The sequence below is a fragment of the Echinicola sp. 20G genome, from assembly GCF_015533855.1.
Lineage (GTDB): Bacteria > Bacteroidota > Bacteroidia > Cytophagales > Cyclobacteriaceae > Echinicola.
In genome coordinates, this window is sequence record NZ_AP024154.1 from 3,408,875 (window position 1) to 3,434,201 (window position 25,327).

At 38.6% G+C, this 25,327-nt stretch carries 23 protein-coding genes; 19 read left to right on the plus strand and 4 right to left on the minus strand.

The genetic code is table 11. The features are described 5' to 3' along the window. Nucleotides 1-6 precede the first annotated feature (6 nt). The 11 genes from JL001_RS13975 (at nt 7) to JL001_RS14025 (ending at nt 12,229) form a co-directional block, all read left to right on the plus strand. Complete coding sequence (locus JL001_RS13975; protein ID WP_200977027.1) at nt 7-918, plus strand: glycosyltransferase family 2 protein; 912 nt, start codon at nt 7-9, stop codon at nt 916-918. Further along, on the plus strand, nt 915-1,802 hold the full coding sequence (locus JL001_RS13980) for a glycosyltransferase family 2 protein (protein ID WP_200977029.1): 888 nt from the start codon (nt 915-917) through the stop codon (nt 1,800-1,802). Before JL001_RS13975 ends, JL001_RS13980 begins: the two co-directional genes overlap by 4 nt. A 4-nt stretch (nt 1,803-1,806) precedes the next feature. Further along, nucleotides 1,807-2,478 (plus strand): class I SAM-dependent methyltransferase, encoded by a 672-nt coding sequence (locus tag JL001_RS13985; protein WP_200977031.1) that lies wholly within the window; start codon nt 1,807-1,809, stop codon nt 2,476-2,478. 194 nt (nt 2,479-2,672) lie between these two features. Further along, nucleotides 2,673-3,623, plus strand: a complete 951-nt coding sequence (locus JL001_RS13990; RefSeq protein ID WP_200977033.1) for a glycosyltransferase family A protein — start codon at nt 2,673-2,675, stop codon at nt 3,621-3,623. A gap of 253 nt (nt 3,624-3,876) precedes the next feature. Continuing rightward, nucleotides 3,877-4,821, plus strand: a complete 945-nt coding sequence (locus JL001_RS13995; protein WP_200977035.1) for a glycosyltransferase family A protein — start codon at nt 3,877-3,879, stop codon at nt 4,819-4,821. Next, nucleotides 4,818-5,906 (plus strand): glycosyltransferase, encoded by a 1,089-nt coding sequence (locus JL001_RS14000; protein ID WP_200977037.1) that lies wholly within the window; start codon nt 4,818-4,820, stop codon nt 5,904-5,906. Before JL001_RS13995 ends, JL001_RS14000 begins: the two co-directional genes overlap by 4 nt. Before the next feature lie 245 nt (nt 5,907-6,151). Further along, on the plus strand, nt 6,152-7,285 hold the full coding sequence (locus JL001_RS14005) for a glycosyltransferase family 4 protein (protein ID WP_200977039.1): 1,134 nt from the start codon (nt 6,152-6,154) through the stop codon (nt 7,283-7,285). 188 nt (nt 7,286-7,473) lie between these two features. Further along, the gene (locus tag JL001_RS14010; RefSeq protein ID WP_200977041.1) at nt 7,474-8,658 is read left to right on the plus strand and encodes a hypothetical protein; all 1,185 of its coding nucleotides are present in this window, start codon (nt 7,474-7,476) and stop codon (nt 8,656-8,658) included. Nucleotides 8,659-8,714: 56 nt separating this feature from the next. Next, nucleotides 8,715-9,782, plus strand: coding sequence for a glycosyltransferase family 4 protein (locus JL001_RS14015; protein ID WP_200977043.1), 1,068 nt, complete (start codon nt 8,715-8,717; stop codon nt 9,780-9,782). A 54-nt stretch (nt 9,783-9,836) separates the two neighbouring features. After that, entirely contained in the window at nt 9,837-11,069 is a 1,233-nt protein-coding gene (locus tag JL001_RS14020) for a glycosyltransferase (RefSeq protein WP_200977044.1), read from the plus strand. 14 nt (nt 11,070-11,083) lie between these two features. Then, the gene (locus tag JL001_RS14025; RefSeq protein WP_200977046.1) at nt 11,084-12,229 is read left to right on the plus strand and encodes a hypothetical protein; all 1,146 of its coding nucleotides are present in this window, start codon (nt 11,084-11,086) and stop codon (nt 12,227-12,229) included. Between the two features lie 773 nt (nt 12,230-13,002). Here JL001_RS14025 and JL001_RS14030 read toward each other — a convergent pair. Continuing rightward, nucleotides 13,003-13,386 carry a hypothetical protein gene (locus JL001_RS14030; RefSeq protein WP_200977048.1) on the minus strand — a complete coding sequence of 128 codons (384 nt, stop codon included), beginning with the start codon at nt 13,384-13,386 and terminating at the stop codon, nt 13,003-13,005. A 451-nt stretch (nt 13,387-13,837) separates the two neighbouring features. Here JL001_RS14030 and dnaB point away from each other — a divergent pair, with 451 nt between their 5' ends. Both dnaB and JL001_RS14040 read left to right on the plus strand, forming a co-directional pair. Next, complete coding sequence (gene dnaB / locus JL001_RS14035) at nt 13,838-15,436, plus strand: replicative DNA helicase (protein ID WP_200977051.1); 1,599 nt, start codon at nt 13,838-13,840, stop codon at nt 15,434-15,436. 45 nt (nt 15,437-15,481) lie between these two features. After that, the gene (locus JL001_RS14040; protein WP_200977053.1) at nt 15,482-16,483 is read left to right on the plus strand and encodes a zinc-binding dehydrogenase; all 1,002 of its coding nucleotides are present in this window, start codon (nt 15,482-15,484) and stop codon (nt 16,481-16,483) included. Between the two features lie 20 nt (nt 16,484-16,503). On the opposite strand, the gene JL001_RS14045 is transcribed toward JL001_RS14040, so the two are convergent. Then, nucleotides 16,504-16,836, minus strand: coding sequence for a lipopolysaccharide assembly protein LapB (locus tag JL001_RS14045; protein ID WP_200977054.1), 333 nt, complete (start codon nt 16,834-16,836; stop codon nt 16,504-16,506). A 74-nt stretch (nt 16,837-16,910) separates the two neighbouring features. Between JL001_RS14045 and JL001_RS14050 the strand changes: the two genes are divergently transcribed. From JL001_RS14050 to JL001_RS14065, 4 genes are all read left to right on the plus strand, one after another. Next, a complete protein-coding gene (locus JL001_RS14050; RefSeq protein WP_200977056.1) occupies nt 16,911-17,648 on the plus strand; it encodes an electron transfer flavoprotein subunit beta/FixA family protein in 738 nt (245 codons plus the stop codon). Nucleotides 17,649-17,674: 26 nt separating this feature from the next. Then, complete coding sequence (locus JL001_RS14055; RefSeq protein ID WP_200977058.1) at nt 17,675-18,640, plus strand: electron transfer flavoprotein subunit alpha/FixB family protein; 966 nt, start codon at nt 17,675-17,677, stop codon at nt 18,638-18,640. 11 nt (nt 18,641-18,651) lie between these two features. Beyond that, on the plus strand, nt 18,652-19,257 hold the full coding sequence (locus JL001_RS14060) for a bifunctional nuclease family protein (protein WP_192011341.1): 606 nt from the start codon (nt 18,652-18,654) through the stop codon (nt 19,255-19,257). A gap of 130 nt (nt 19,258-19,387) precedes the next feature. After that, a complete protein-coding gene (locus tag JL001_RS14065) occupies nt 19,388-20,674 on the plus strand; it encodes a NupC/NupG family nucleoside CNT transporter (RefSeq protein ID WP_200977059.1) in 1,287 nt (428 codons plus the stop codon). Nucleotides 20,675-20,905: 231 nt separating this feature from the next. Here JL001_RS14065 and JL001_RS14070 read toward each other — a convergent pair whose 3' ends face one another. Further along, nucleotides 20,906-21,343 carry a peptidylprolyl isomerase gene (locus JL001_RS14070; RefSeq protein WP_192011343.1) on the minus strand — a complete coding sequence of 146 codons (438 nt, stop codon included), beginning with the start codon at nt 21,341-21,343 and terminating at the stop codon, nt 20,906-20,908. A gap of 162 nt (nt 21,344-21,505) precedes the next feature. On the opposite strand from JL001_RS14070, the gene JL001_RS14075 reads away from it, so the two are divergent. Then, complete coding sequence (locus JL001_RS14075) at nt 21,506-21,775, plus strand: hypothetical protein (RefSeq protein WP_200977061.1); 270 nt, start codon at nt 21,506-21,508, stop codon at nt 21,773-21,775. A gap of 34 nt (nt 21,776-21,809) precedes the next feature. Here JL001_RS14075 and pckA read toward each other — a convergent pair whose 3' ends face one another. Next, nucleotides 21,810-23,408: a phosphoenolpyruvate carboxykinase (ATP) gene (gene pckA, locus JL001_RS14080; protein ID WP_200977063.1), complete on the minus strand. Its 1,599-nt coding sequence runs from the start codon at nt 23,406-23,408 to the stop codon at nt 21,810-21,812. A 300-nt stretch (nt 23,409-23,708) separates the two neighbouring features. Between pckA and JL001_RS14085 the strand changes: the two genes are divergently transcribed. After that, complete coding sequence (locus JL001_RS14085) at nt 23,709-25,292, plus strand: peptide MFS transporter (RefSeq protein WP_200977065.1); 1,584 nt, start codon at nt 23,709-23,711, stop codon at nt 25,290-25,292. Nucleotides 25,293-25,327: the final 35 nt, after the last annotated feature.

Sequence of the window (25,327 nt, forward strand, 5' to 3'; positions counted from 1 at the left end):
GGAGTTTTGTTTAAGGTTTCGGTAATTATTCCTGTTTATAATAGAAAAGAATTTATTGGCAGAACAATATTAAGTGTACTTCGTCTAAAGCAGGTTGGTGAGATTTTGATAATTGATGATGGGTCTACAGATGGATCACTTGAAATTTGCAAAAAAATTAAACATAGAGAAGAAAAAATTAGAATTCTTCGCCATCCCAATGGAATAAATAGAGGAGTTTCCGCAAGTAGAAACTTGGGGATAAGGAATGCTTCCTATGAGTATATTTCTTTTTTAGATTCTGATGATTTATATCATTCTGACAGATTTACTTATGATGAAGAAGTATTTGGAGAAAACCGCGATGCAAAAGTTGTATATTCTTTAGCGAAAATCAAATATGAAAATGGAAATGAAGGGAATTTTGGAACTAATGAAAATCTTATAAGAGCCAACTCTGATTCTTTTTATGAATATGTTTTAGAGAACGATATCAGTATCGGTCATATCAGTTCAGTTACCTTTAGAAAAACTATATTAGATTCAATGCCAAAATGCTTTGACAATAGATTATCACTTCATGAAGATACCGAATTATGGCATCGTATTTCAAGGAAATACCAATTTTATCCAGGGAAATTATCAAGTGCAGTTTCTACATATTATTCTCATTCTGATAACACTATAAAAAAGAGGTCAAGGAAATCTGGATTTATATTTATTGTTGTTTTAATTGATAATATAGGACTAAACAATCTTAAGAATATCGAGAAAAAATACATTATTTACCATATAGGTAGAGCTATTTCTAATCCAATTAGACCACATTTATTAAGGAAACTGGTATTTCATGGATTCCAATTTTTAGTATATCCCATAAATACATGGTTTATTTCTATGTTTTATAACTGGGGGATGAAGCATTATAGGTTAAAATGAATCAAACCATTTTGTTTTCCATAATTATTCCAGTTTATAAGGATACTCAGCGGTTAATAAAGTGCTTAAGGGCTTTGATGGATCAGACAATTGATTTACAACAATCAGAGATCTTAGTTATAAACAATGACCCCGAAGGGAATGTGGAAGTTCCAAAAGACTTTACTGATAGCTTAAACATTAGAATAATAGATGAACCTTTTTCTGGTTCTTATGCAGCGAGGAATACAGGCATCAAACACTCAAATGGAAGAATTTTGGCGTTTACAGATGCGGATTGCGTACCAGATGAAAATTGGCTATTAAATGCGTACAAACATTTTGAGCAGGACATAAAGAATGTAATAGGGGTACTAACTGGGCCCGTTCCATTATTCTACAAAGATGTTAATAAGTTGTCTCCAGCTGAAGTCTATGAAAAATACACGGGTTTTACTACTGAAGCTTATGCTAAAGAGGGGCATGCGATCACCGCCAACTGGTTCTCTTATAAGGAGGTAATAGAAGAATTTGGAGCATATGATGCCACACTAAAATCCAATGGTGATTCAGACCTCTCTGGTAAAATTGCTTCAAAATATAAGATTGTTTATAAAGATGATGTCATTGTTCAGCACCCTGCAAGGTATGAAGTTGAGGAGCTAGTTAATAAATATAGGAGATTGTTAGGAGGTACTTTTACCAGAAAGTATAAACAAAAGTCAGCCCAATTTACTGGACATATATTCACTTTTATTTGGAGGAGATATCGTTTTGCATTGAAGAAGCTATTTACTGTTTCTCCAAAAGAAGCACTTGATATATTATATGTATGCCATGCTATTAACGTGGGGGCGATAAAGGAATATTATAGTTTGCTCAAAGGTAACGAAACAAAAAGGTAATAATATGATTAATAAGCTTATTCCTGTAGCGTTTAAGTCAAAGCTATACCAATACTTTACTAAAAAGTTTGATTTAGTGCCTAGGGCACATTTTGAAAAAATGCCTATTCCTTCAATTGAGGAGAAACATATTTCTAATTTAAAGGCATTAACCAATCGTGAAACTCTTATAGATGCCCTACCAAAAAACGGAGTAATTGCAGAAATAGGTGTAGATAAAGGTGATTATAGTCAAACTATTTTAGACATAACCAAACCTTCAAAGCTACACTTGATTGATGTTTGGAAAAGTGAAAGATATCCTGAAAAGCTTTATCATAAAGTCATGGATAGGTTTCTTGCTGAACAAAAGGATGGGCTAATTGAAATAAATAGAGGCTATTCCACTGATATAGTAGAAGAATTTTCAGATGAATATTTTGATTGGATTTATATCGATACCGCTCATTCTTATGAGGTGACGAAGGCAGAATTAGAAGCATATAGGCAAAAAGTTAAGAAGGGAGGGATAATAGCTGGTCATGATTTTATTATTGGGGAGTTGGAGGTTCCATGGAAATATGGAGTTATTGAAGCAGTTTATGAGTTTTGTAATAAGTACGATTGGGAGATCATCTATTTGACTATGGAAAGGAATATTCCTCCAAGTTTTGCAATTAGGGCAATTAATTTATAGTTGATAAATTTTGCCGTGATAAGATTGCTCTGGCTTCATTCTTTAGCCTAGCGGTGATGTTTGACATTACGTCATTGCGATCCTGGTTAACCGGAAGAAGCAATCCCATCTATCGAAGCTGAGATTGCCTGCCCTCCTGGAGGCGGGCTTCCTCCTTCTGGTCGTCGCAATGAATTGTGTAAAAAATATACGATTTGAATCCATTAGTATCCATCATTATTCCGGCCTATAACAAAGAAGCTTATGTAGCAGAGACCATAGATTCTGCTTTGGCTCAGACTTATTCCCATACAGAAATCATTTTGATAAATGATGGCTCTACTGATAATTCTATGGCTATTTTAGAGCAATATCAAGCAAGGTGCCCTGAAAAGATTTTACTGTTTGATCAGGAGAACCAAGGAGTATCTGCAACCACCAATAAAGGAATTATGGAAGCAAAGGGTGAGTACATTCAGTTTTTGGATGCAGATGATATTATGTCTAATGACAAGATCCAAAATCAGATAAATTTATTGAAAGAGGAGGGTAAAAATGCCACCGTTCATTGTAAATGGTCAAACTTTAAAACCTCAATTAAAAGTGATTCATTTTACCCTTTCCATATTTACCGGAATTTTGATTTGGGGATTGATTGGTTATTAACTGCTTGGAATTATCAGGAAATGACAGCAGATTCATCTTGGTTAGTGTCAAGGGAATTAGTGGATTTAGCGGGACCTTGGAATGAGGATTTAACCATAAATCAGGATGGTGAGTTCTTTTGCAGAGTACTCTTAAATTGTTCAAAAGTCATTTATGATAACAAATCGTCGGTATACTATAGAAGCTTGAATGAAGGAAATGTATCCCAACAAAAAAGTGAAAAATCCTGGTGTTCTTTATTGATGTCATATAGTTGCTATCAAAGGGATGTACTAAAAGTAGAGGATTCTCCAAGAGTAAGAAAAGCACTTAAGAAAGTATATCAAAAGTTTATTTACGATGTATTTCCTGAGCATTCAGATTTAATTGCAGAGGCTGAAAACCATATTCAGAATTTGGGGATTTCAGAAAAGACCTATATAGGCGGCCCCAAATTCCAAACCTTATCCAAATACTTAGGCTTTAAAAATGCCTTGAAATTGAAGCGGTTATTGTCATGACCGTCATTGCCTGCCTACAGAAGGCAGGCGAGAAAGGCGAAGTTTGAGCCGATAGAAGTAATGCATATCCTAAATATGGGCCTGCTTTGCCACTAGGGTGCCTCTTAGTGACGGTGAGCCATCTGTCATTGCTTCAGGTTTTTTAAAACCTGAAGCAATCTCCTTGGTCGTCGCAATGACGTAAAAAATCTAGAATCTCACACCTGCCCCGATAACTTTCATGTCTCAAATCTCATTTCTCACTTCTAGAATAATGTTTTCTGTAATTATTCCATTATACAATAAAGCCCCATATATCTGTAGGGCCATAGACTCTGTTTTGCAGCAATCTTTTAAAGATTTTGAGGTTATTGTGGTAAATGATGGATCTACTGACGGCGGAGCGGAGATGGTTACTCATAAATTCCAGGATCAGATTCAGGTTTTGCATCAATCGAACAAAGGGGTTTCTGTAGCCAGAAATGCAGGAATAGCTGAAGCAAGTGGGGTCTACATAGCTTTTTTAGATGCAGATGATTATTGGCATCCAGCATACCTTGCTGTGGTGGATAGTATAATCCAACTGCATCCGGAAATTGGACTTATTGGTACGAAATACGATGCTCACAAATTGAATTTTTCCATGCCTATTCGAAGTCGTTTTGTGAATGATTACTGGAAAGAAGCCATAAAAAATACACTTTTTTTTACCTCGGCCACAGTGATGAAGAAAACGTTTTTTGAAAACCAGCCAGGATTTGACCAAAAGTTGAAATTAGGAGAGGATATTGATGTATGGCTAAGGGCTTATATGTATTTTGGCACAGGAATTTATATCGATCATAAACTGGTATTTTACAATCAATCGGATCTTCAAGCAGCAACTTCTAAATCCTACGCTTTGGATGAAACCCTAATGCCTAAACTATTTTCGAATCAATACGAGACATTGGCCCAAGAAATGAATCTACAAACAAGAAGGGGATTTTATAATTTTAGAGAACGATGGGTCTTATTTAACTTATTTTCATTTTTTAAAAGAAAAGACAATCAAGAGCCGATAAGTAATTTGTTGTCTCGTCTTAAATCAAGGAATTATTTAGTAAAAGGGTTTTATTATTTACCTTTTGCAAGCTTGCATCATGCTTGCAATAAGGCTTGGCTTTCCAAGCAGTTTAGGAATTACATGAAATTTTGTTTCCGCCATATTTATTCATGAAAGTTATTAAAATTCTTACAGAGCTGGATTTCGGTGGGATAGAGAAGGTGACTCAATTGGTAGCCTATGGAATGAAAGATCATCCTGAGGTACAATTGGAAGTTTGGTCACTGGGCAAAGGGGGGAAAGTAGCAGAAGAATTGAGTCAATTGGGCATTCGGGTAAAGGTTTGGAGCAGAAACCCCAAAATTCCCAATTGGAAGTTAATAATTGATTTGAAAAAATCATTAAAGACAAACAAACCAGATATAGTTCACACAGCAGGTGCTGAGGCAAATTTTCATGGCTTATTGTCTGCTCGTCTCGCAAGAGTGCCAGTAAGAATTGGGGAAGAAATCGGCATTCCTAAACATCACAAAGCCTGGACGTGGATCTTTAGAGGAGTGTACAGTACAGCCCACAGCGTGATCACCATTTCAGAAGCTGTAAAGCAAAATATTGTCAATAAAAGGGAAATTGTGCCTGAAAAGGCAAAAATAATTTATAATCCTGCTCAATTGACCTGTCAAAATATACTTGAAAAGGGAGAAAAGAATAATTTTACTTTCGTAATGATTAGCCGCCTTTCTCCTATCAAAAATATACCTGCAGTAATCAAGTCCCTAGCTAATATCATTCATACTACTTCCTATCAAGCTAGATTAAGGATTGTAGGTGAGGGGGAAGAAAAGGAGAGGTTGAAGTCATTGGCAGAGAAGCTTGGAATAGGATCATGTGTGGAATTCTTAGGTTACCAAGCTGACATCACTCAATTTCTTTGTGAATCCGATGTTTTTTTACTGCCTTCCTTTTCAGAGGGATCTTCAGTAGCTCTATCGGAAGCCATGATGGCAGGTTTACCTTCAGTGATCACTAAAGTTGGCGGTGCTACTGAAATCATTGGTAAAAGTAACTCTGCGAAAGTTATAGCCCCTTACGATCCCCAATCGATAGAAAATGCCATGCTCCAATTCCTTCAAATGACGAAAGGGGAGCGGATAGAAATGGGGCAACGTGCCCAAAAAGAAGCTCAAAAATTCACGGTACAAAATCATGTCAGGGCACTCTTGGGTTTGTATCGTTCTTTATTGAAGCAAAGGAAATAGCATTGCTTTATTCTTTAGATAGGCCAGAATAATGATGTTGAAGCTATGCGTGCTCGAAATGGGAGGTCATGTCGATTCCACTGACCGCTCGCGACGACGTTTTGTTATCATTACGAGGCAGAAGAATAAAGATAAAGCCTGCCTGCAGGAAATCTCATACACAGGAAGGACTTGCCTTCCAAAGGTGAGACTGCCACAGTTTTCGCTGTAAAGGATACTACTCAATGACGTTTAAACTTAAATCCATGCCTCAAGAAAAAATCCGCATACTCCATTGCATAGAAACCATCTCTTCGGGTGGAGTAGAGCAGACCCGCCTGACTTTGGCTAAAGGACTGGATAAGGAAAAATATGAGCTAAAAATTATTTGTACCTGGAAGGGAGGGGCAATAGCTGAAGCATTAGAAAAGGAAGGAGTAGAATTGATCCCAATTGGAGGTTTCAAACATCCGTTTGAATGGAGAAAGCACCAAAAGGTGCTTAAAGTGATTAGAAACTTCAGGCCACATATCATTCATGGGGCCATTTTTGAAGGGATGTCCATGGCGGCCATTGGAGGAAAGCTGGGAAAAGTACCAGTGGTGATTTTGGAAGAGACCTCTGATCCTCAAAATAGATCTAAAAAAGCCAATTGGCTTTTAAGAAATTTTGTAAAAGTTGCAGACAGAATAGTTGCTATTTCTCCAAATGTTGAAAGGTACCTTTTTGAAAAAAGCAAAATAGGTAGCTCAAAGATTAAGCAAATAAACAATTCTGCTCATGAGCCAATTCTGAAAAATTTTAATACTCAAATTTTACTTAGAAAAGAATATGGTCTAGAAGATGAAGATATTTTGGTGGGGTTTGTTGGAAGGTTGTTTAATGATCACAAAAGGGTTACAGATTTGATAGAAGCAGTAAGTTATATTAATTCTGATCAGTTAAAACTAATTATTGTAGGGGTTGGAAAAGATGAACACAAAATCAAACAAAAAGTAGAGGAATTTAATATCAAACATAAAATAATTTTTACTGGATATCAGTTTGACACATCTAAGTTTTACCATCTGATGGATATAGCTTGTTTTCCATCATCAAGAGAAGGATTTGGTTTAGTGGCTGCAGAAGCCATGATGCATGGCCTTCCGGTTATTGCGACAAATGTAGGTGGGCTTCAAAATGTAGTGGTTGATCAGAAAACCGGATTTTTAGTTCCTCCCTATAATCCTCGTGCCATTGCTGAAAAGTTACAGCAACTCATTTCACAACCAGCCCTTCGAAAGCAGATGGGCCAAGCCGGTTATGAGCGGGCACAAAAACATTATTCCGCAGAAAGATATGTGAAGGAGGTAGAGGATTTGTATTTGAGTTTGTTGAAGAAGAAAGATATTACCCTCTAATTCCCCGTGAAGGAGAAGATCAAGATAGGGAAGCTGAATACATTGAGTTTACCTCCTGAAGGGGATGGCTTGTCGAAATGTCTCCTTATCTTTAGTGTAAAATTACATAACCAACTAAAAACAACCATTTGCTTGACTTCATCCTCATTATAGTTTGTCTGATATTCCTGGTCAATACGAACCAAAGTATGGCGAAGAAGTTTGGTTTGTCTTACAAGTACCAGTTACATCTTCATTATTTATTGTTTTACCATCTTTTTTTTAGTCTTTTTTTTACCTGGTACATAGTGAGTTTTGGGGGAGATTCCCAAGGGTATTGGCGGCTGGGGATGCAGCAAGTATTGATCGATGGTGAAGAGACTTGGATGAAATATTTTGGGGAGAGCACGACCTTTATTTTATGGTTATGTTATATCCCTAGCAAAATATTGGGTTTAAGTTACCTGACAGGTAATATTTTATTCGGATTTCTAGGTTTTATAGGTGTCCGATACCTATTTGTGATGACGGCCGAACTATTTCCCCTGAATCATAAAGTGCTGAACATCCCACTTTTCCCAACCATCTTCTATATGGCCAACTTTAATTTTTGGACCGCAGGAGTGGGAAAGGATTCGATATGCTTTTGGGCCATTGCCTGGTTTATGTTCGCTATACAGAAATATGATAGCCGGTGGTGGCAAGGCTTGCTTGCTTTCTTTTTTGTCTACATGGCCCGCCCCCACATGGGGCAAGCTTTGATAGGAGGCACTGCGATTGCGATTATCTTTGGTTCCGAAATGAGAAGGGAGTATAAAGTGTCTTTGGGTGTTTTGGCACTTTTTGGAACAATTTATTTAAGCTCACATACTTTAGAAGTTATTAAATTAGATGAGCTTTCTATGGAAAGTTTGGAATCGTATACTGGTACTAAAATGAAGAATTTGAGTAGTGGAAATGTAGGGTCAGGTGTAGATATGTCCAATTACCCACTTCCTTTTAAGGTCTTTACCTATCTCTATCGCCCCATTTTTATTGATGCCCATAATATCATGTCATTTTTAAGTTCAATTGAAAATGCACTTTATTTATGGTTGAGCTTTTTTATCATTCGAAACTGGACTACTGAAGCGATTAGGGATATGCCGGTATTTTTGAAAGTGGGTTTTGTGACTTTTATTCCGGTGACCTTGGCCTTTGCCAATAGCTTGGGTAACCTCGGGGTGATTATGCGAATGAAAAACATGATGATGATTTATTTTGTATTGTTTATTTTCTTTTTAATTGCCTATAATAAAAAGCTCCGCTATCAGAGATTTATGGAAAAGCAGCATTTTTACCAAAGAAGAAAGGCAATCATTGCAGAGAAAGAAGCCGCTAAAAACCAGGTTTGAAGCCTCATCGTTTTGGAATTTATAATCGTAGAAAAAATAATTAATCAGCTGATTACGTGAACAAAGGCCAAAAGAAAAATGTACTTTTTCTTCCAAAGTATCCACGTTTAGGAGCAAGTAGTCGCTTGAGAACCTATCAGTATTTGCCTCTGTGGGAAGAAAAAGGGGTTTCTTTCACGGTCAAGCCCCTATTCAATGAACAATATTTAAGGGAGTTGTACAACAATGGTAATATTAGCAAAAGAAATGTATTGTGGTGTTATTTTGAAAGGTGGAAAGTGTTATGGACTGTGAAAAAATATAACTGGGTTGTCATAGAAAAAGAGCTTTTCCCTTATTTGCCCTATTTTTTTGAAAAAATAGCCTATAAGATTGGTCCGCATTATATTTTGGATTATGATGATGCTATCTTTCATCATTATAATAGAAAAGGTTCTTGGTGGAGGGGGATATTAAAAAATAAAATTGATAAGGTGATGGCCAAGGGTAACCAAGTTTGGGCGGGCAACCCCTATTTGGCTACAACAGCTGAAGAGTCTGGAGCTGCAGAAGTCACCGTTTTGCCCACAGTAATTGATTTACACCGCTATCCAGTCCTTCCCAAAAAAGATTCAAAAACTATTAAGATAGGCTGGGTAGGCTCTCCAACTACGCTAAAGTATTTAGAAAGGCTGAAGCCTGTGTTTGAAGTGTTGATGAAGCAATTTGATATTAGACTTTGCATCATTGCCCATGGTGAAGGCATAGGTTTGAAGTCTATTGAAGAAAACCTAGTTTGGTCGGAAAATATAGAGGTAGAACTGATCAGGGATTTAGATATTGGCTTAATGCCGCTGGAGGATACCCCTTGGGAGCAAGGGAAATGTGCTTATAAACTGATACAATATATGGCATGCTGTCTACCTGTTATTGCTTCTCCAATTGGGATGAACAAAGAGGTGGTGATACATGGCCATAATGGATATTGGGCAAATGACCATCAAGATTGGGAGCATTATTTAAAAAAATTAATCGAAAATCCTGCTCTTAGGGCTCAAATGGGACAGGAAGGTAGAAAAATAGTGGAAGAGAAATATACTCTCCAGCACAATTGGAAAAAGGTAAAGTCCTTGATAGGCTTCTAACTAATTGAGCTACTTTCAAAATAATCGCTTTTCTAAAACCAGACGAGAAACAATATGTGTCAACCTAAAGGACATTCCTATAGAAGGCTTCTATTTATTACATGGGATGGTGGAAACACGAATTATCTTGAGAGTTTATTTTTGCCCATTCTTCACGGACTTTGTGAAAAGGAAAATATCCAATGCATGGTATTACAATTTTCCTGGGCTAGCGCTGATAAAGTAAATGAACTTCAGCAAATGGTTGAGTATCATGGAATGATATATGAGCATATTCCTATTAAAAGGAATTTGCATCCAATATTGGGAACCGTGTTGGCTATGGGAAAGGGAAGGAAAAAGGTCATGCAACTGGTTAAATCAAAGAAGATTGACCTGATAATGGCAAGAAGCACCATGCCAGGAATGTTGCTGAACATCCTTTGGCCAAGCCTAAAAAAGAACAGGGTGGAGGTGATATTTGACGCTGATGGGCTGCCTTTGGAAGAACGTTTGGATTTTACCTCACTGGTTAAAACTGATTATCAGTACAGGTTTTTAAAATCCCAAGAGAGAAAAATATTGCTTCGGTCACATGTAGTGTTGGCAAGAACACAAAAAGCTATAGACCACTATGTAGATAGCCTAGGTGAGCAGTACCGTAAGAAGTTTTGTTTAGTGAGCAATGGTAGAAAGGAAAGTGACTTTTCATATAGCGAAAAAGATAGAGTTAGCATTCGCCTGTCCCTAGGTTTGAAGAAGAAAGATAAGTTATGGGTATATGTGGGCTCTTTAGGGCCGCAATATGCTTTAGAAGAAATGTTGGTGCTTTATGAGGCTTATCAAAAGAAAAATAGCCAATGTCGATTTTTGATCCTGACAAATCATTTAGATTATATTAATAAACGTTTATCTAAGTCCATCTCGGATAAAATTATTGTTTACAAGACAGACTTTAAGAGTATACCAGCTTACCTCTCTGCAGCCGACCTTGCATTTTCATTGCGATTGCCGACTTATAGCATGAGGGGAGTTGCTCCTATCAAATTGGGGGAGTACTTGATGATGGGACTTCCGGTAATTGCCAGCAAAGGTATTGGAGATACAGAGGAGCTACTGAAAGAAAAGTCCTTTGTGCACCTTTATGATCATGAAGATCCAAATAGGGTAACTCAGGCAATGAAATGGATAGAGGATATGTCTGTTATAGACCGAAATGAAATCAAAAAGTTTGCGTTAGCTCACTTTACATTAGAGAAAAGTATCTTTGACTATGAAAGTGCGTTCAGTAGGTTTTCAAAAGGCTAATACCCTAAGTCAATATGCTACAGTACTTCTTTGTTTTTCTGCTTCTGCTGTTATTGGTGTTTTCAAATTGGCGTTTGGGGAAAGAGGGAATTCTCCCTACTAAAGCAGTGGGGCATCTACATTCTCTTCTTGTAATTCAATTGATTTTTGCCTTTATCTATCACCAATATGTCGAAGCCAATGGCGGTGATGCTGTTGCATATTGGAATTTGAATGGTCCACTGGCCAACCCTGATGCCCAAGGATGGTGGGATTATTTTGGGATAGGCTATCCTTTTATGTATTGGCTCAATTATATCCCCTCTTCCTACCTGTCTTGGGATATTTTGACAGGGAATTTATTGTACAGTTTGCTTGGTTTTTTGGGCTTTAGGTATTTGTTTTTATTACTGTACAAACATTTCAAAACAGCTAAATTTATTTTTGGTGTTCCTTGGGCTGTGCTGCTTTTGTATCTTCCCAATCTACATTTTTGGACTGCTGGAGTTGGTAAAGAAGCTTTGTGTTTTTTTAGCCTAGCCTTATGTTTGTGGGGCTTGGATAGAAGGAGCCTTACATACATAGTACTATCAACGGCCCTTGTTTTCATGGTGCGTCCCTATTTGGCTTGGGTATTTATTTTCTGTCTGGGTATGGCCGCCGTTTTCTTTGATTCTAGCTTTAAGAAGGGAAAATTAATTGGAGGAGGACTTTTGCTTCTTTCATTAGGGGCGATACCTTTACTTTTTGTGCATGTTGGAGTGGATAGTTTTGATATAGAGGGCATTCATTCATTTATTGGCAGACAGTTTAATATGCTTTCAAGTGAGAGAGTAGGATCCAGGGTGCCTATGTCCAATTATTCTTTAGTAGAAAGATTGGGGACATATTGGTTTAGGCCATTATTTTTTGATGCCTATAATTGGAGTACTCATATCGCCTCTATGGAAAATGCAGTTTTTATTTTAATGCTTATTGCTGTGAGTTTTAGAACAAAGCTAGCCAATTGGACAGCGGCACCCTTCTTGATGAAGTTTGGCATTTTACTATTTTTAGTTACCACGCTGCTTTATGCAAATACCCTAGGTAACTTGGGAATTATGATGCGGATGAAAAGTCTGTATATGCTTTTTCCTTTGATTTTGATAGGAAGTATGCGTGAGAGAAAACAAAGTGTTTAAGCGCTCGCTATCCAGAAAGTACGTTGATTAGGCTTAACCAAATTAAATAAACTACTACAGGCCTACTAAACAATTCCAATGAACATCAGGTGAATGGGCTGGTTCATGAACATAGGTATAGTTTTGATTTACTGAAAAAGGTGGTTAAGCGCTTGTTTAGGGCTATTTATATATTCTTGTTAAAATTTTAGCAATTGTGACTTGATATTTTCTATCTGTTTTATTAATTATTCAATAAATTTATTTTTAAATTAAATATTATGTAAATATTTGGCTGTTTTGTTGATAAAATTTGAATTTATAAATCAATGTATTACCTTTGAAATATAAACAAAAAGACAAAAGGTCTTTATATACTGTAGGGTGTTGAAATTGGCATCCCGATAGCTATCGGGACTGTCTCGGGGTCAAATAATACTTGTTTTGACTTTAGCACTACAGTAAAAGATTTTAAGTTTTGTATTTATACTACACTGTAGGGTGTTGAAATTGGCAGACAAGCCCTCCTGTCTCGGGGGTGGGGATCAATGGAAAAAGCAAATATCGAGCTCGTGTTTTGCCTAACTGCCCCGTGGAGGTTCGAGTCCTTCTCCTACAGCAGGTTATTTTGGGTTTATTGTTAATTGACTAAAGCTATGGGATTTTGTTTCATAGCTTTTTGCGTTTTAGGACAATAGGTTTTTGGGTTTAGCTAAATAGCTAATGGTATAGAAAAAAGGTCTTAAACTCACTTTAAAGTAGTGAGCCTAAGACCTTTTCTTGGTTTGAAAAAGTTAGCATTGAAGGTTAAGATTCATTTGGCTGCAAATATTTTTGAACAGCAACTTGATTTGTGGAGTAAGTTTTGATTCGTAAGAATAATAGGAAGGAGCTTTTATGACACATAGAGTATTTTTTTCATTTTGAAATAGCTTATTTTTAGAAGCTTTTGAGTTGCTAATGGCATTAAACAGCGTTTTCGGATCCTCATTTAAGCAATCGCAATCTGATTCATAAGATGCGGAAAGCAATTGTGTGTTTTCTAAAATCTGGTTACCAATGGCATAAGTTACCTGGTGGGTTCTATAGGAAATTTTTTTAGCCTCTCTAGGAAAGACAGCTATAAATCCTCCAATTAAAACAATGATTAGGAATTTAATTTTAGTTAAGGTTTTCATGGTTCAATCATAAATGGGGCATGGGCCCTGTTAAAAATTTTGTACAGCAATCAACTCATTAGGTGGTTCATTAATGTGCCATGTTTATCAATGTTGATGTTGTAAAGGTATTGATAATCAACGGGTAATAAAATACCAATATCACGGTATTTTAGCAAGTAAGGGTTGTGAGGTTCTCAAAGTACTATATTGAATGTGTGATGATGGACTCTCTATCCCGAGAAAAACTTAATATGGATACATTAGTTTTAGTAGTAATCTGTCAGGAATAATGAAATGAATACTTAAGCCTACTTCGATCAAGTGGTTTCCTGAAAATAATAATTGAAACTTTAAATTGATAGGTGTAATAAGTGCAAGTGTTTGAACGTAAATACTTTAAGTAGCCTGTTGATAAGCAAGTGAATAAATTGTTTAAAATCTTTGGTTCAAAGGAGCTACATTTGTTACTATGGCAGAAGGAAATACCACAGGAAGAGAACGTACACCGTACAGAAGAAAAAACAGTTTAGATGCTGGTTTGGTCAATGGGGTAGGGAAGATCCCCCCTCAGGCAATTGACTTGGAAGAGGCAGTTTTGGGGGCTTTGATGCTTGAAAAAGAAGCCATCACGGCTGTGGTGGATATTCTGAAGCCAGACAGTTTTTACAAGGATGCCCATAAAGAGATTTATGATGCGATTTTGATGCTTTTTAATGAAAGTGAGCCTATCGATCTTTTGACTGTTACGAATAAGCTGAGAAAAAATGGTAAACTGGAAATAGCAGGTGGCGCTTTTTATATTACGGAATTGACTTCCAAAATATCCTCCGCGGCCAATATTGAATACCACGCGAGAATCATCACCGAGCAGGCGATGAAGCGCCATATGATCCGGATCTGTTCAGAGATACAGCGTGAAGCTTATGAGGAAACCACCGATGTGTTTGAGCTATTGGACACGATGGAATCCTCTCTTTTCGAAATTTCCGAAAATAATATCCGTAAAAACTATGCGGACATGAAGTCCATTATGCGGGAAGCTATTACTGAGTTGGAAGGTAAGAAAGACCTGGCAGATGGACTGACAGGGGTTCCAAGTGGTTTTACAGCCTTGGACAGGGTAACTTCTGGGTGGCAAAAATCCGATTTGGTGATTATTGCGGCTCGTCCTGCCATGGGTAAAACAGCCTTTGTCCTTTCGGTGCTTAGAAATGCCGCGGTGGACCATAGCCGTCCCGTAGCGATTTTCTCTCTGGAGATGTCGGCGGTTCAGTTGGTAAACCGTTTGATATCCTCTGAAGCTGAGCTGGACTCAGAAAAAATCAAAAAGGGTAATCTGGCTGATTATGAGTGGGAGCAGTTGATCCATAAAACCAGCAAACTTTCCTCGGCACCTTTGTTTGTGGATGATACCCCAGCACTGTCCATTTTGGAATTAAGGGCCAAGTGCCGTCGTTTGAAAGCGCAAAGTGATATCCAAATGATTGTGATCGATTACTTGCAGCTGATGTCAGGGGATTCAAAGTCAAGTGCCAGTGGCAATAGGGAGCAGGAGATTTCAAGTATCTCTCGGGCATTGAAGAAAATTGCCAAGGAACTTGAAGTTCCTGTGATTGCACTTTCTCAGCTATCCAGGGCAGTAGAAACCAGGGGAGGAGATAAGCGGCCTCAGCTTTCCGATTTGAGGGAATCTGGAGCGATCGAGCAGGATGCGGATATTGTAATGTTCCTTTACCGTCCTGAATATTACGGTATCAATGAAGATGAGGAAGGAAACAGTACTTTGGGAACTGGTGAGGTAATTATAGCTAAGCACCGTAGTGGTTCTTTGGAAACGGTAAGACTTCGATTTATCGGTAAGTATACCAAGTTTGCTGACCTTGAGCTCAACGTTCCTTATCAGTCGCAAGCCCAGGAGGCCATGTATGGCAATAAATTCCCATCAGCAGCAGGTGGAAAAGGCTTTGATGATTCCAATATGATCAGGATCCAAAGTAAAGCCAATGGACCGGATGAAGATGATGCTTTCCCAGGAGGATTGGGTAGCAATGAGCCTGCACCATTTTAAAAAAAACGTTGAAAAAATTAGAACATAAAAGTTACAATTGATACAATGAGAGCCATCACCCTTAACCTTGATAAACCCTCAGGAATTTCATTGGAAGAAGTGAGTATGCCTGACTTGAAACCAAATGATGTGAAAGTGCAGTTAAAGGCAGCAGCTTTGAATCACAGGGATGAATGGTGCAGACAGGGCAGGTATCCCAATATCAGTAATGATGTAGTTTTGGGTTCTGATGGGGCTGGAATAGTGGTGGAAGTAGGTTCAGATGTTGAATCGTCATGGCTTGGAAAAAAAGTGATTATCAATGCTGCTAAGTTCTGGGGAGAGGATCAGAAGGTTCAGTCAAAAGATTTTCAGATCCTAGGGATGCCATCCAATGGCACCTTAGCAGAATATGTACAAGTAGAGGCCAGTAGGTTGTGTGAAAAACCTTCCCATTTAAGCTTTGAAGAAGCGGCGGCTTTACCATTGGCAGGATTGACGGCTTACAGGGCTTGCTTCTATCATGGACAGTTACAGCCGGGGTTGACAGTATTGGTAACTGGAATTGGTGGAGGTGTCGCGCAGTTTGCAGCCCAATTTGCTGTGGCGGCTGGTGCGGAAGTGTATGTGAGTAGCAGTGATAAGGCTAAGATAAACAAAGCAAAAGACTTTGGGGTCAAGGAGGGCTTTGATTATAAAAAAGAGTCTTGGATAGAGGATGCTCTTTCCCAAACAGGAGGGATCGACCTGATTGTTGATTCTGCCATGGGAGATACACTTCCTGATTTGATTAAGCTTTTAAAACCAGGAGGAAAATTGGTTTTTTATGGTGCTACTTTAGGGAATCCACCCATGTTGGACGCAAGAAGGATTTTTTGGAATCAACTGACCTTGCAAGGGACTACGATGGGGAGTGATCAGGATTTCAAGGATATGGTAGCATTCGTAAACGAAGAAAAAATCACTCCATTGGTAGATTCTGTCCGGCCACTTGAAAAATCCTTGGAAGCTTTTGAATTAATGAAAGCGGGAAAACAAACAGGAAAATTGGTAGTCAAAATTGATTGACTTCAAGTAAAATGCCTGGTTTAGCCCAGGTCATTTTCAAACAGAAAGTTTTGGTAGGCATTTTTCAACTCTCTCAAAGCGTGCTGGTTTTCTTGTTTGTCAGCCAGTTGGATGCCAGATTCATAGGTTGCTTTTGCTTTTTCAAGTTCCTCTAATTCAGTGAATAAGGCTCCGGCGTGATAATAAGTAGGTAGATAATCACTATGTTCTGAAAGCAGTTTTTCAAAATAACCAACCGCCTGGTTAGGATCTGTTTTTTGGTATTCCAGGGCCAATGCATAAAGGTTGAATGGGTTGTCTGGTTCTTCTTTTGCAAATTGTAACAGTTGCTCAATTCGGGAGGAATTGCTCATAAATAGGTTTTTTAATTATAGTTGGATTCCTTAAATTCACGGGAAATTTATAGAAAATAAATAAAATAATATATATGAAAATTCTGGTTTGTATTACCCACGTACCGGATACAACATCCAAGATTCAATTTACTGACAATAATACCCAATTCGATAAAACAGGTGTTCAGTTCATCATTGGACCATATGACGACTATGCCTTGGCGAGGGCGGTAGAGCTCCGTGATCAAACATCGGGAAGCCTTACTGTGTTGAATGTGGGAGAGGCCGAAACTGAGCCAACCTTAAGGAAAGCTTTGGCGATTGGTGCTGATGAAGCCATAAGAGTCAACGCATTTCCTTCAGATTCACTTTTTGTTGCCAACCAAATCGCCCACTATGCCAAAGAAGGTGGTTATGATTTGATTTTAATGGGAAGAGAATCTATCGACTTTAATGGTGGTATGGTGCATGGGATGGTAGCTGAAATGTTGGGAATGCCATCTATTTCACCAGTGATGAAACTAGACCTTGAAGGAGAAACAGCAAAACTAGCCCGAGAAATAGAAGGAGGGAAGGAATATTTGGAAGTAAATCTCCCTTTTGTGGCTGGCTGTCAAGAGCCTATTGCTGAGTGGAAAATCCCTAATATGAGAGGGATCATGTCTGCCAGGACCAAGCCATTGAACGTGGTGGAAGCTGTCAGTGAGGACGCTGCCACTAAAACCATTTCTTATGAGCTTCCTCCTGCTAAAGGAGCAGTGAAGCTGATTGATAAGGACAATGTTGAAGAATTGGTCCAACTTTTACAAAATGAAGCGAAAGTGCTTTAATTCCCATTATTTTAAAAGAGTGTAATATGTCTATTTTAGTATATATCGAGCATGCGGATGGTGCTGTTAAAAAAACATCCTTGGAAGCGTTATCTTATGCCAAAGCTTTAGCTGAAAAAGAAGGAAAGGAAGTTACTGCAGTGGCTTTAGGGACAATAGACCAAGGGGCACTTGCAAAGGCAGGTAGTGCCGGTGCTGCTAAAGTATTGCAGGTAGAAGATGATAAGCTCAATGCAGGCATCATTCAGGCTCATGCCAATGTGGTGGCTCAGGCTTTTGAAAAAGTAGGGGCAGACACTTTGGTACTGGCCAAGTCTTCATTGGGAGATGCTGTAGCTGCTAGATTGACCATAAAGCTAAATGCTGGCCTAGTGTCCAATGTGGTAGCATTGCCTGAAACAGATGGTGGTTATAAAGTGAAGAGAAGCATCTATACCGGTAAAGCGTTTGCTTATTCAGAAATTACCACTGCCAATAAAATTCTTGCTGTAAAGAAAAATGCAGTTGCCTTAAAGGTCGATGGAGCCGATGCTCCGGTCGAAAAATTGGAAGTGACATTATCAGATTCGGATTTTGCTGCTAAAATTACCTCTACTGATAAAGCTACAGATGAGATTTCGTTACCTGAAGCAGATATTATTGTATCTGGTGGTAGAGGGATGAAAGGACCGGAAAACTGGAACCTTATTGAAGATTTGGCTAAGGCCATGGGAGCGGCTACTGGATGCTCCAAGCCAGTTTCGGACAGTGGTTGGAGACCTCACCATGAACACGTTGGACAGACAGGTGTGAAAGTTGCACCGAGTTTGTATGTAGCGGTTGGAATTTCAGGTGCTATTCAGCATCTTGCAGGAGTCAATGCTTCTAAATATATTGTAGTGATCAATAAAGATCCTGAAGCCCCATTTTTCAAGGCAGCAGATTATGGAATTGTAGGGGATGCTTTTGAAGTTTTGCCTAAATTAACTGAAGCTGTCAAGGCGATAAAGTAAATAGCTAGCTAGTGGAGAATACTGTAGAATTAGAAATATTAGGTCTTTCATCCAATCACTCTCAGTCAGGGTCTTTTACCCTGGTTATGGGCGAAACCACAGGTACCAGAAGGTTACCTATTGTGATAGGTATGTTTGAAGCCCAGGCTATTGCCATTGAAATTGAGAAGATTGTGCCCAATAGGCCAATGACCCATGATTTATTCAAGTCTTTTGCTTCTAATTTTGAGTTCTCTGTTGATCATATTCTTGTTTCTGACATGAGGGAAGGGGTTTTTTATGCCAAGATTGTCTGCAAGGATGGAAAGAAAACCGTAGAAATCGATGCTCGACCGTCTGATGCGATTGCCATTGCGGTAAGGTTTGATGCACCGATTTACTGCGAACAAAAAGTGATGTCTGAAGCAGCCATTGAGTTCAATGAAGAAGATGAGTCCAAAGAGGCTGAGACCCAAGCGAGCAAAAAGAGCAAGAATAGTCCCGCAAAGTCACAGCAACATGAGGCATTGAAAGATTATAGTTTGGATAAGCTGAACCAGATGTTGGATAAAGCCATCAATAGTGAGGACTATGAAAGAGCTGCAAGGATTAGAGATGAAATAAATCGGAGAAATTAAACTAAAAAATTAAACCTGGGTTTTAAGCTCAGGTTTTTTTATTGCCCTTCCATCTATAAAAACGATTATATTTACTGTTTGTAGTTTGGTTTTACTGTCAGTTGTTTAGACTGGAATACTTTATTTGCTTATGGATTATATCAGAGGCTTGATAGGAATCATCGCACTTTTGGGAGTAGCCTTCCTTTTTTCCACCAACAAAAAAGCAATAGACTGGAAGCTTGTCGGGATTGGGGTGATCTTACAGGCTGTATTTGGCTTTTTGATCACTAAAGTTGAGTTTGTTGAAAATATATTTTCAACTATTAGCAGAGGGTTTGTCAAGCTCTTGAGTTTTGCCCAAGCTGGAGCCATCTTCTTGTTTGGTGATCTGGCAACAGATTCCTTTGGGACAATATTTGCTTTTCAGGTTTTGCCTACGATTATTTTCTTTTCTACTGTTTCGGCTGGACTTTATTACCTCGGTGTCCTTCAAAAAATTGTATACGGGATTGCATGGGTGATGTCCAAAACCATGCGGCTTTCCGGCGCGGAAAGTTTGTCCGCTGCAGGAAATATCTTTTTGGGTCAAACCGAGGCTCCACTCTTGGTGAGACCGTTTATTCCGGCAATGACCAGGTCAGAACTGATGTGTTTGATGACTGGAGGTATGGCGACCATAGCAGGAGGGGTGCTGGCCGCTTATGTGGCCTTTCTGGGAGGGGATGATCCAGCGGAACAAAGTCGTTTTGCTTCCTATTTATTGGGAGCGAGTATTATGAACGCACCTGCTGCGATTGTTATTTCCAAGATTATTATACCTGAAACGAATAAAGAAGGATTGAATGATAAATTGGTGGTCAATGAAGAAGGCTTAGGCGTGAATTTAATTGACGCAATGTCGATTGGTGCAGCAGATGGACTTAAGCTAGCATTGAATGTAGGGGGGATGCTATTGGCTTTTATTGCTGTGATTGCCGCATTGAACTATATTCTCTCAGGTGTTATTGGAGACTTTTTAGGGCTTAATGCGTATGTAGTGAACTCAACCAATGGCCAGTTTGAAGGGTTTTCTTTGGAGTATATTTTAGGTCAAATCTTTAGGGTCTTTGCTTGGCTAATGGGAGTGGAGTGGCAGGATACGCTTCAGGTAGGTTCCTTGTTGGGACAGAAGACGGTTATCAATGAGTTTGTCGCTTATTCGGGACTTTCGGAAATGAAGAATGCTGATTCGCTTTCACCAAAATCGATTGTTATTGCGACCTATGCTTTGTGTGGTTTCTCTAATTTCAGTTCTATTGCCATTCAGGTGGGAGGGATTGGAAGTATTGCTCCCAATCAGCAGGGGAACCTTTCTAAGTTGGGGATGCATGCCTTAATGGCCGCTACTTTGGCTTGCATGATGACAGCCACTATTGCCGGTATCTTGTTTAGTTAAACCCGAAATTTAAAATAGAAAATCTATTGCATCCTGAAACTGTTTTAAGATCAGTCGCTATGCTGCTGTTTTCGACAACATTATAGCGTTACTATGCTTAAGTCTCCAAACAAGCCTGATTTTATTGCATTTTCAGAACTCTTAACGAATCCTACCGCGTAAGTCCGGGGTAAAAAAAATGGCGCTTTCAAATCATGATTTGAAAGCGCCATTTGCTAAAGAATGTTAATATCAATCTTCAGAAATAGTAATTTTTTCGATTTTATCACCTTGTTTGATTTGATCGATTACATCCAATCCTTCAACGACTTTACCAAAGCAAGTGTGGTTTCTGTCCAAGTGGGAGGTGTTGTCCCTGCTGTGACAAATAAAGAATTGGGACCCTCCAGTGTTTCTTCCAGCATGAGCCATGGATAAAACGCCTCTGTCGTGGTATTGGTTGTCTCCTGTGAGTTCACAATCTATACTATAGCCAGGTCCTCCAGCTCCAGTTCCGTTGGGGCAACCTCCTTGAATGACAAAGTTTGGAATTACCCTGTGAAAAGTCAGTCCGTCATAGAACCCTTTTTCAGATAGAGAGATGAAGTTTTCTACAGTCTTAGGAGCATCCTTCTCATAAAACTCAACTTTCATCGTACCTTTTTCTGTGATTATTTCAGCCGTTTTCATATTGTTATTTTTTGATGCAAATATAGCAAAACTTGGCATTTAAGCAGGGTATGGACCAAAAATGCCTAATGAAAATGTACAATATGATTAGTGGTAAAATTATAAAATATTCAAATTGGTCTTTTTTTTGATTAAATTATATTCAACCAAACTAATTTAATCATGAATAACAGAGAGAAATTAGAGAAAATGGATAGGGCATTGAGACTTTTGGATGACCTAAAACACAGTCAAGTGGCACTGATTGAGAAGGCATCGCAGTTACAGCTCGATGCAATGGAGTTTAATTTTTCTAATATGGAAAAAAATATGGGTGATCTATATTCAAGGTATAGTGAATCCCTTGATATGTTGGACGAAGAATTGGAACGGTTTGAGATAAGAAGAAATAAATTCGAGCGGGAGAATGGCTTGGATAAACCCGAGGTTTAAAAAAAATAAAGCCGGCATTTTGCCGGCTTTATTTTTATGCTTGAGGCGCACCCGCTAGAATATCCAGTGAGGCACTATCTGCATATCTTTCAAAGTTTTTGATGAATTCGGCTGCTAGTTGAGCCGCTTTTTGGTCATAGGCTAATTGGTCTTCCCAAGTATCCCGTGGATTCAGGATGTGTTCGGGTACATTTGGGCATATTTGAGGTACGGCTACTTTAAATGTTTCATGCGTTTTGAAAGATACATTATCCAATTTTCCCTCCAACGCGGCTGTGATCATGGCTCTTGTATATGAAAGCTTCATTCTGCTCCCCACACCATAAGGGCCACCAGTCCATCCTGTATTGACAAGCCACACATTTACATTATGATCTTTCATCTTTTTTCCGAAAAGCGAAGCATAATAGGTCGGATGCAGGGGCAAAAATGCTGCCCCGAAACAAGCAGAAAAGGTGGTTTGAGGTTCAGAAACTCCCATTTCTGTTCCTGCTACTTTAGCGGTATACCCTGAAATGAAATGGTACATGGCTTGGCTAGGGTTGAGTTTGGAAATCGGAGGAATGACCCCAAATGCATCTGCTGTCAAGAAGAAAATATTTTGAGGGATAGTCCCCAAAGGTGGATTGATAGCATTTCTTATATGGAAAAGCGGATAGGCAGTCCTGGTATTTTCAGTGACACTTCTATTGCTATAATCTACTTTTCGGGTATCAGGCATAAACCTGGTATTTTCTATAATGGCACCGTACTTAATAGCATCCCAAATTTCAGGTTCTTTTTCTCGGGAAAGGTCAATGACTTTTGCATAGCAACCTCCTTCGAAATTAAAGATACCATTGTTGGTCCATCCATGTTCATCATCCCCAATTAATTTCCGCTCAGGGTCTGCCGAAAGTGTGGTTTTGCCAGTTCCAGAAAGGCCAAAAAAGATTGCCGTATCGCCCTTACTGCCTATATTGGCGGAGCAGTGCATGGACAATACTTTTTCTTCTAAGGGAAGTAAATAGTTTAAAACGGAAAAGATTCCTTTTTTGATTTCACCTGCATAAGCTGTTCCTCCAATCAGGATAATTCTTTGGCTTAAATTAATAATGGTGAAATTTTTTCCTCTGGTTCCGTCTAAGGATGGGTCTGCTTCAAATTCCGGGACACAGATAATTGTGAAGTTAGGATCGAAATCATCCAGTTCTTCTATTTTTGGTCGCAAAAACATATTGTAGCAAAAAAGGTTGTGCCATGCCAATGTATTGTAAACACGGATGTTCAGCCTGTACCTACTGTCAGCCCCAGCAAAAGCATCTCTTGCATAGAGCGTTTTGTTTTGGAGAAAATCCAACATCTTATGGTAGATGTTTTCAAAGTGCTGTTCAGAAATTGGAAGATTGATATTGCCCCACCAAATGGAGGTTTTTGTTATTTCATCTTCAACAATAAATCGATCCTTGGGTGATCTGCCGGTATAATGGCCTGTGTCAGCCATCAGTGCCCCGACATCCGTGAGGCTGCCTTCGTGGTTGGTCAAAGCCTCTTCAATTAATTCAGATGGACTGAGATTAAGTTTAATTAGTCCTTGATTTATCTTTTTTGAAATAGATAAATCCTTGCTAAGGGTTTGGCTCGCGTTAATCATAAATCAATAAAGCTATTTGGGTTATACTAAAAAGGTATTGGTACAAATATAGGAGGATTTGTCAGACTCACTATTAGAAATTGTTTAAAAATGTGCTTTTTCAAACGATTTCGAAGGGGTTTTTGGTGAAATTAAGAAGTAATTGTTAAGCCTTGAAATAAGTGGAATTTGTACCTGATTGATGCCTAAAACGATTAACTCTTTTAGTAATTCAGGACTAAGTTTATGAATACATTATGAAAAAATCTCTTATCATTGTAGTTTCTAATAATAAACTTAATTCAGGAATTATATACCCAAATGTTAAAAAACGAAGATTCAAGCAATACAGATTTAGAAAAAGGGTTTGATGGGCCATCAATTTTTGGCCATCCCAAAGGCTTAATGACTTTGTTTTTCACAGAAATGTGGGAACGTTTTAGTTATTATGGCATGAGGGCTCTTTTAATATTATTTATGACCACCGCGGTAGTTGAAGGAGGGCTTGGTTTTGATGATAAGACTTCAGGAGCTATCTATGGTTTGTATACCATGGGCGTTTACCTTTTAGCACTTCCAGGAGGTTGGTTAGCAGATAGGCTCTTTGGCCTGAAAAGATCTGTATGGTATGGTGGTATTATCATAGCTTTGGGTCACTTTACGATGGGCTTGCCTGGTATTTTAAGTTTGTTTGGGGAAGGACATGGGGACTCTTTGACACTGACACCACTCGATACGACCTCATTCTTCTTAGGTTTAATTCTGATCGTGGTAGGGACAGGTTTGTTAAAGCCAAATATCAGTTCTATTGTAGGTCAACTTTATCATGAGGGGAGTTCCAAAAGAGACGCGGGTTTTTCAATTTTCTATATGGGAATCAATATTGGAGGTTTTATTGCCCCTATTATTTGTAGCTCATTCAAAGAGATAGATTGGCACTTGGGCTTTGGCGTAGCAGGTTTTGGAATGGTTTTGGGGCTAATTCAGTATAAACTCACCGCTGGAAACTTAGAGGGCAAGGGAGAATTGGCTCCTGCAGAATCACCTGAAGAAATTGCCAGCAGGAAAAGATTGGGCTTGTTTACTGGTATTACCGTAGTTGTTATTGCTGCACTCGTATTTTTAATGTTTCAAGATGTGATTTCCATAAATGCATCAGCTATTGCAGAGGCTTCATACACCGTTATTGGCATTGTAACTGTTTTGTTCTTTATTTATGTGATATTTTTTGGTGGAATTAGTAAGGATGAAAAGAGAAAAGTGCTTGCGATTGCTATTCTATTATGCTTTGGAGCATTGTTTTGGTCCGGGTTTGAACAAGCTGGTTCTACTTTGAATTTATTTGCTGAAAGGTTTACAGACAGAACAATACTCGGCTGGGAAATTCCTACAGGTTATTTCCAATCAGCCAACTCGATGTTTATTATAATTTTCGCTCCTGTATTTGCTGCTTTATGGGTTTGGTTGGCGAAAAAACATTTGGAGCCTAGCTCACCGATGAAGTTTGCATTTGGGTTGATTCTTTTGGGCGTAGGTTTTTTGGTAATGTATTTTGCTGCAAAAATTGCAGCTTCAGGACAATTAGCTGCTCCAAGTTGGTTAATGTTTACTTATTTGTTCCACACTTTTGGTGAATTGAGCTTAAGCCCTGTTGGTCTAAGTTTGACCACAAAATTGGCTCCTAAGAAATTCCAAGGACAAATGATGGGAATGTGGTTTATCTCTGTGGCTTTGGGAAATCTGGTTGCGGGTATTATAGCTGGAGAGGCTAGTGGTGGAACTGAAGAAGCAATTTCCCAGATGCCAGACCAATATATGATGATTGTCATGACCGTGATGGGTGCTGGTGTTTTATTGCTATTGATCAGCAAACCACTGAGGAAATTGATGGGGAATGTGAGATAAAATAAAAGGGAACCAATCACGATTGGTTCCCTTTT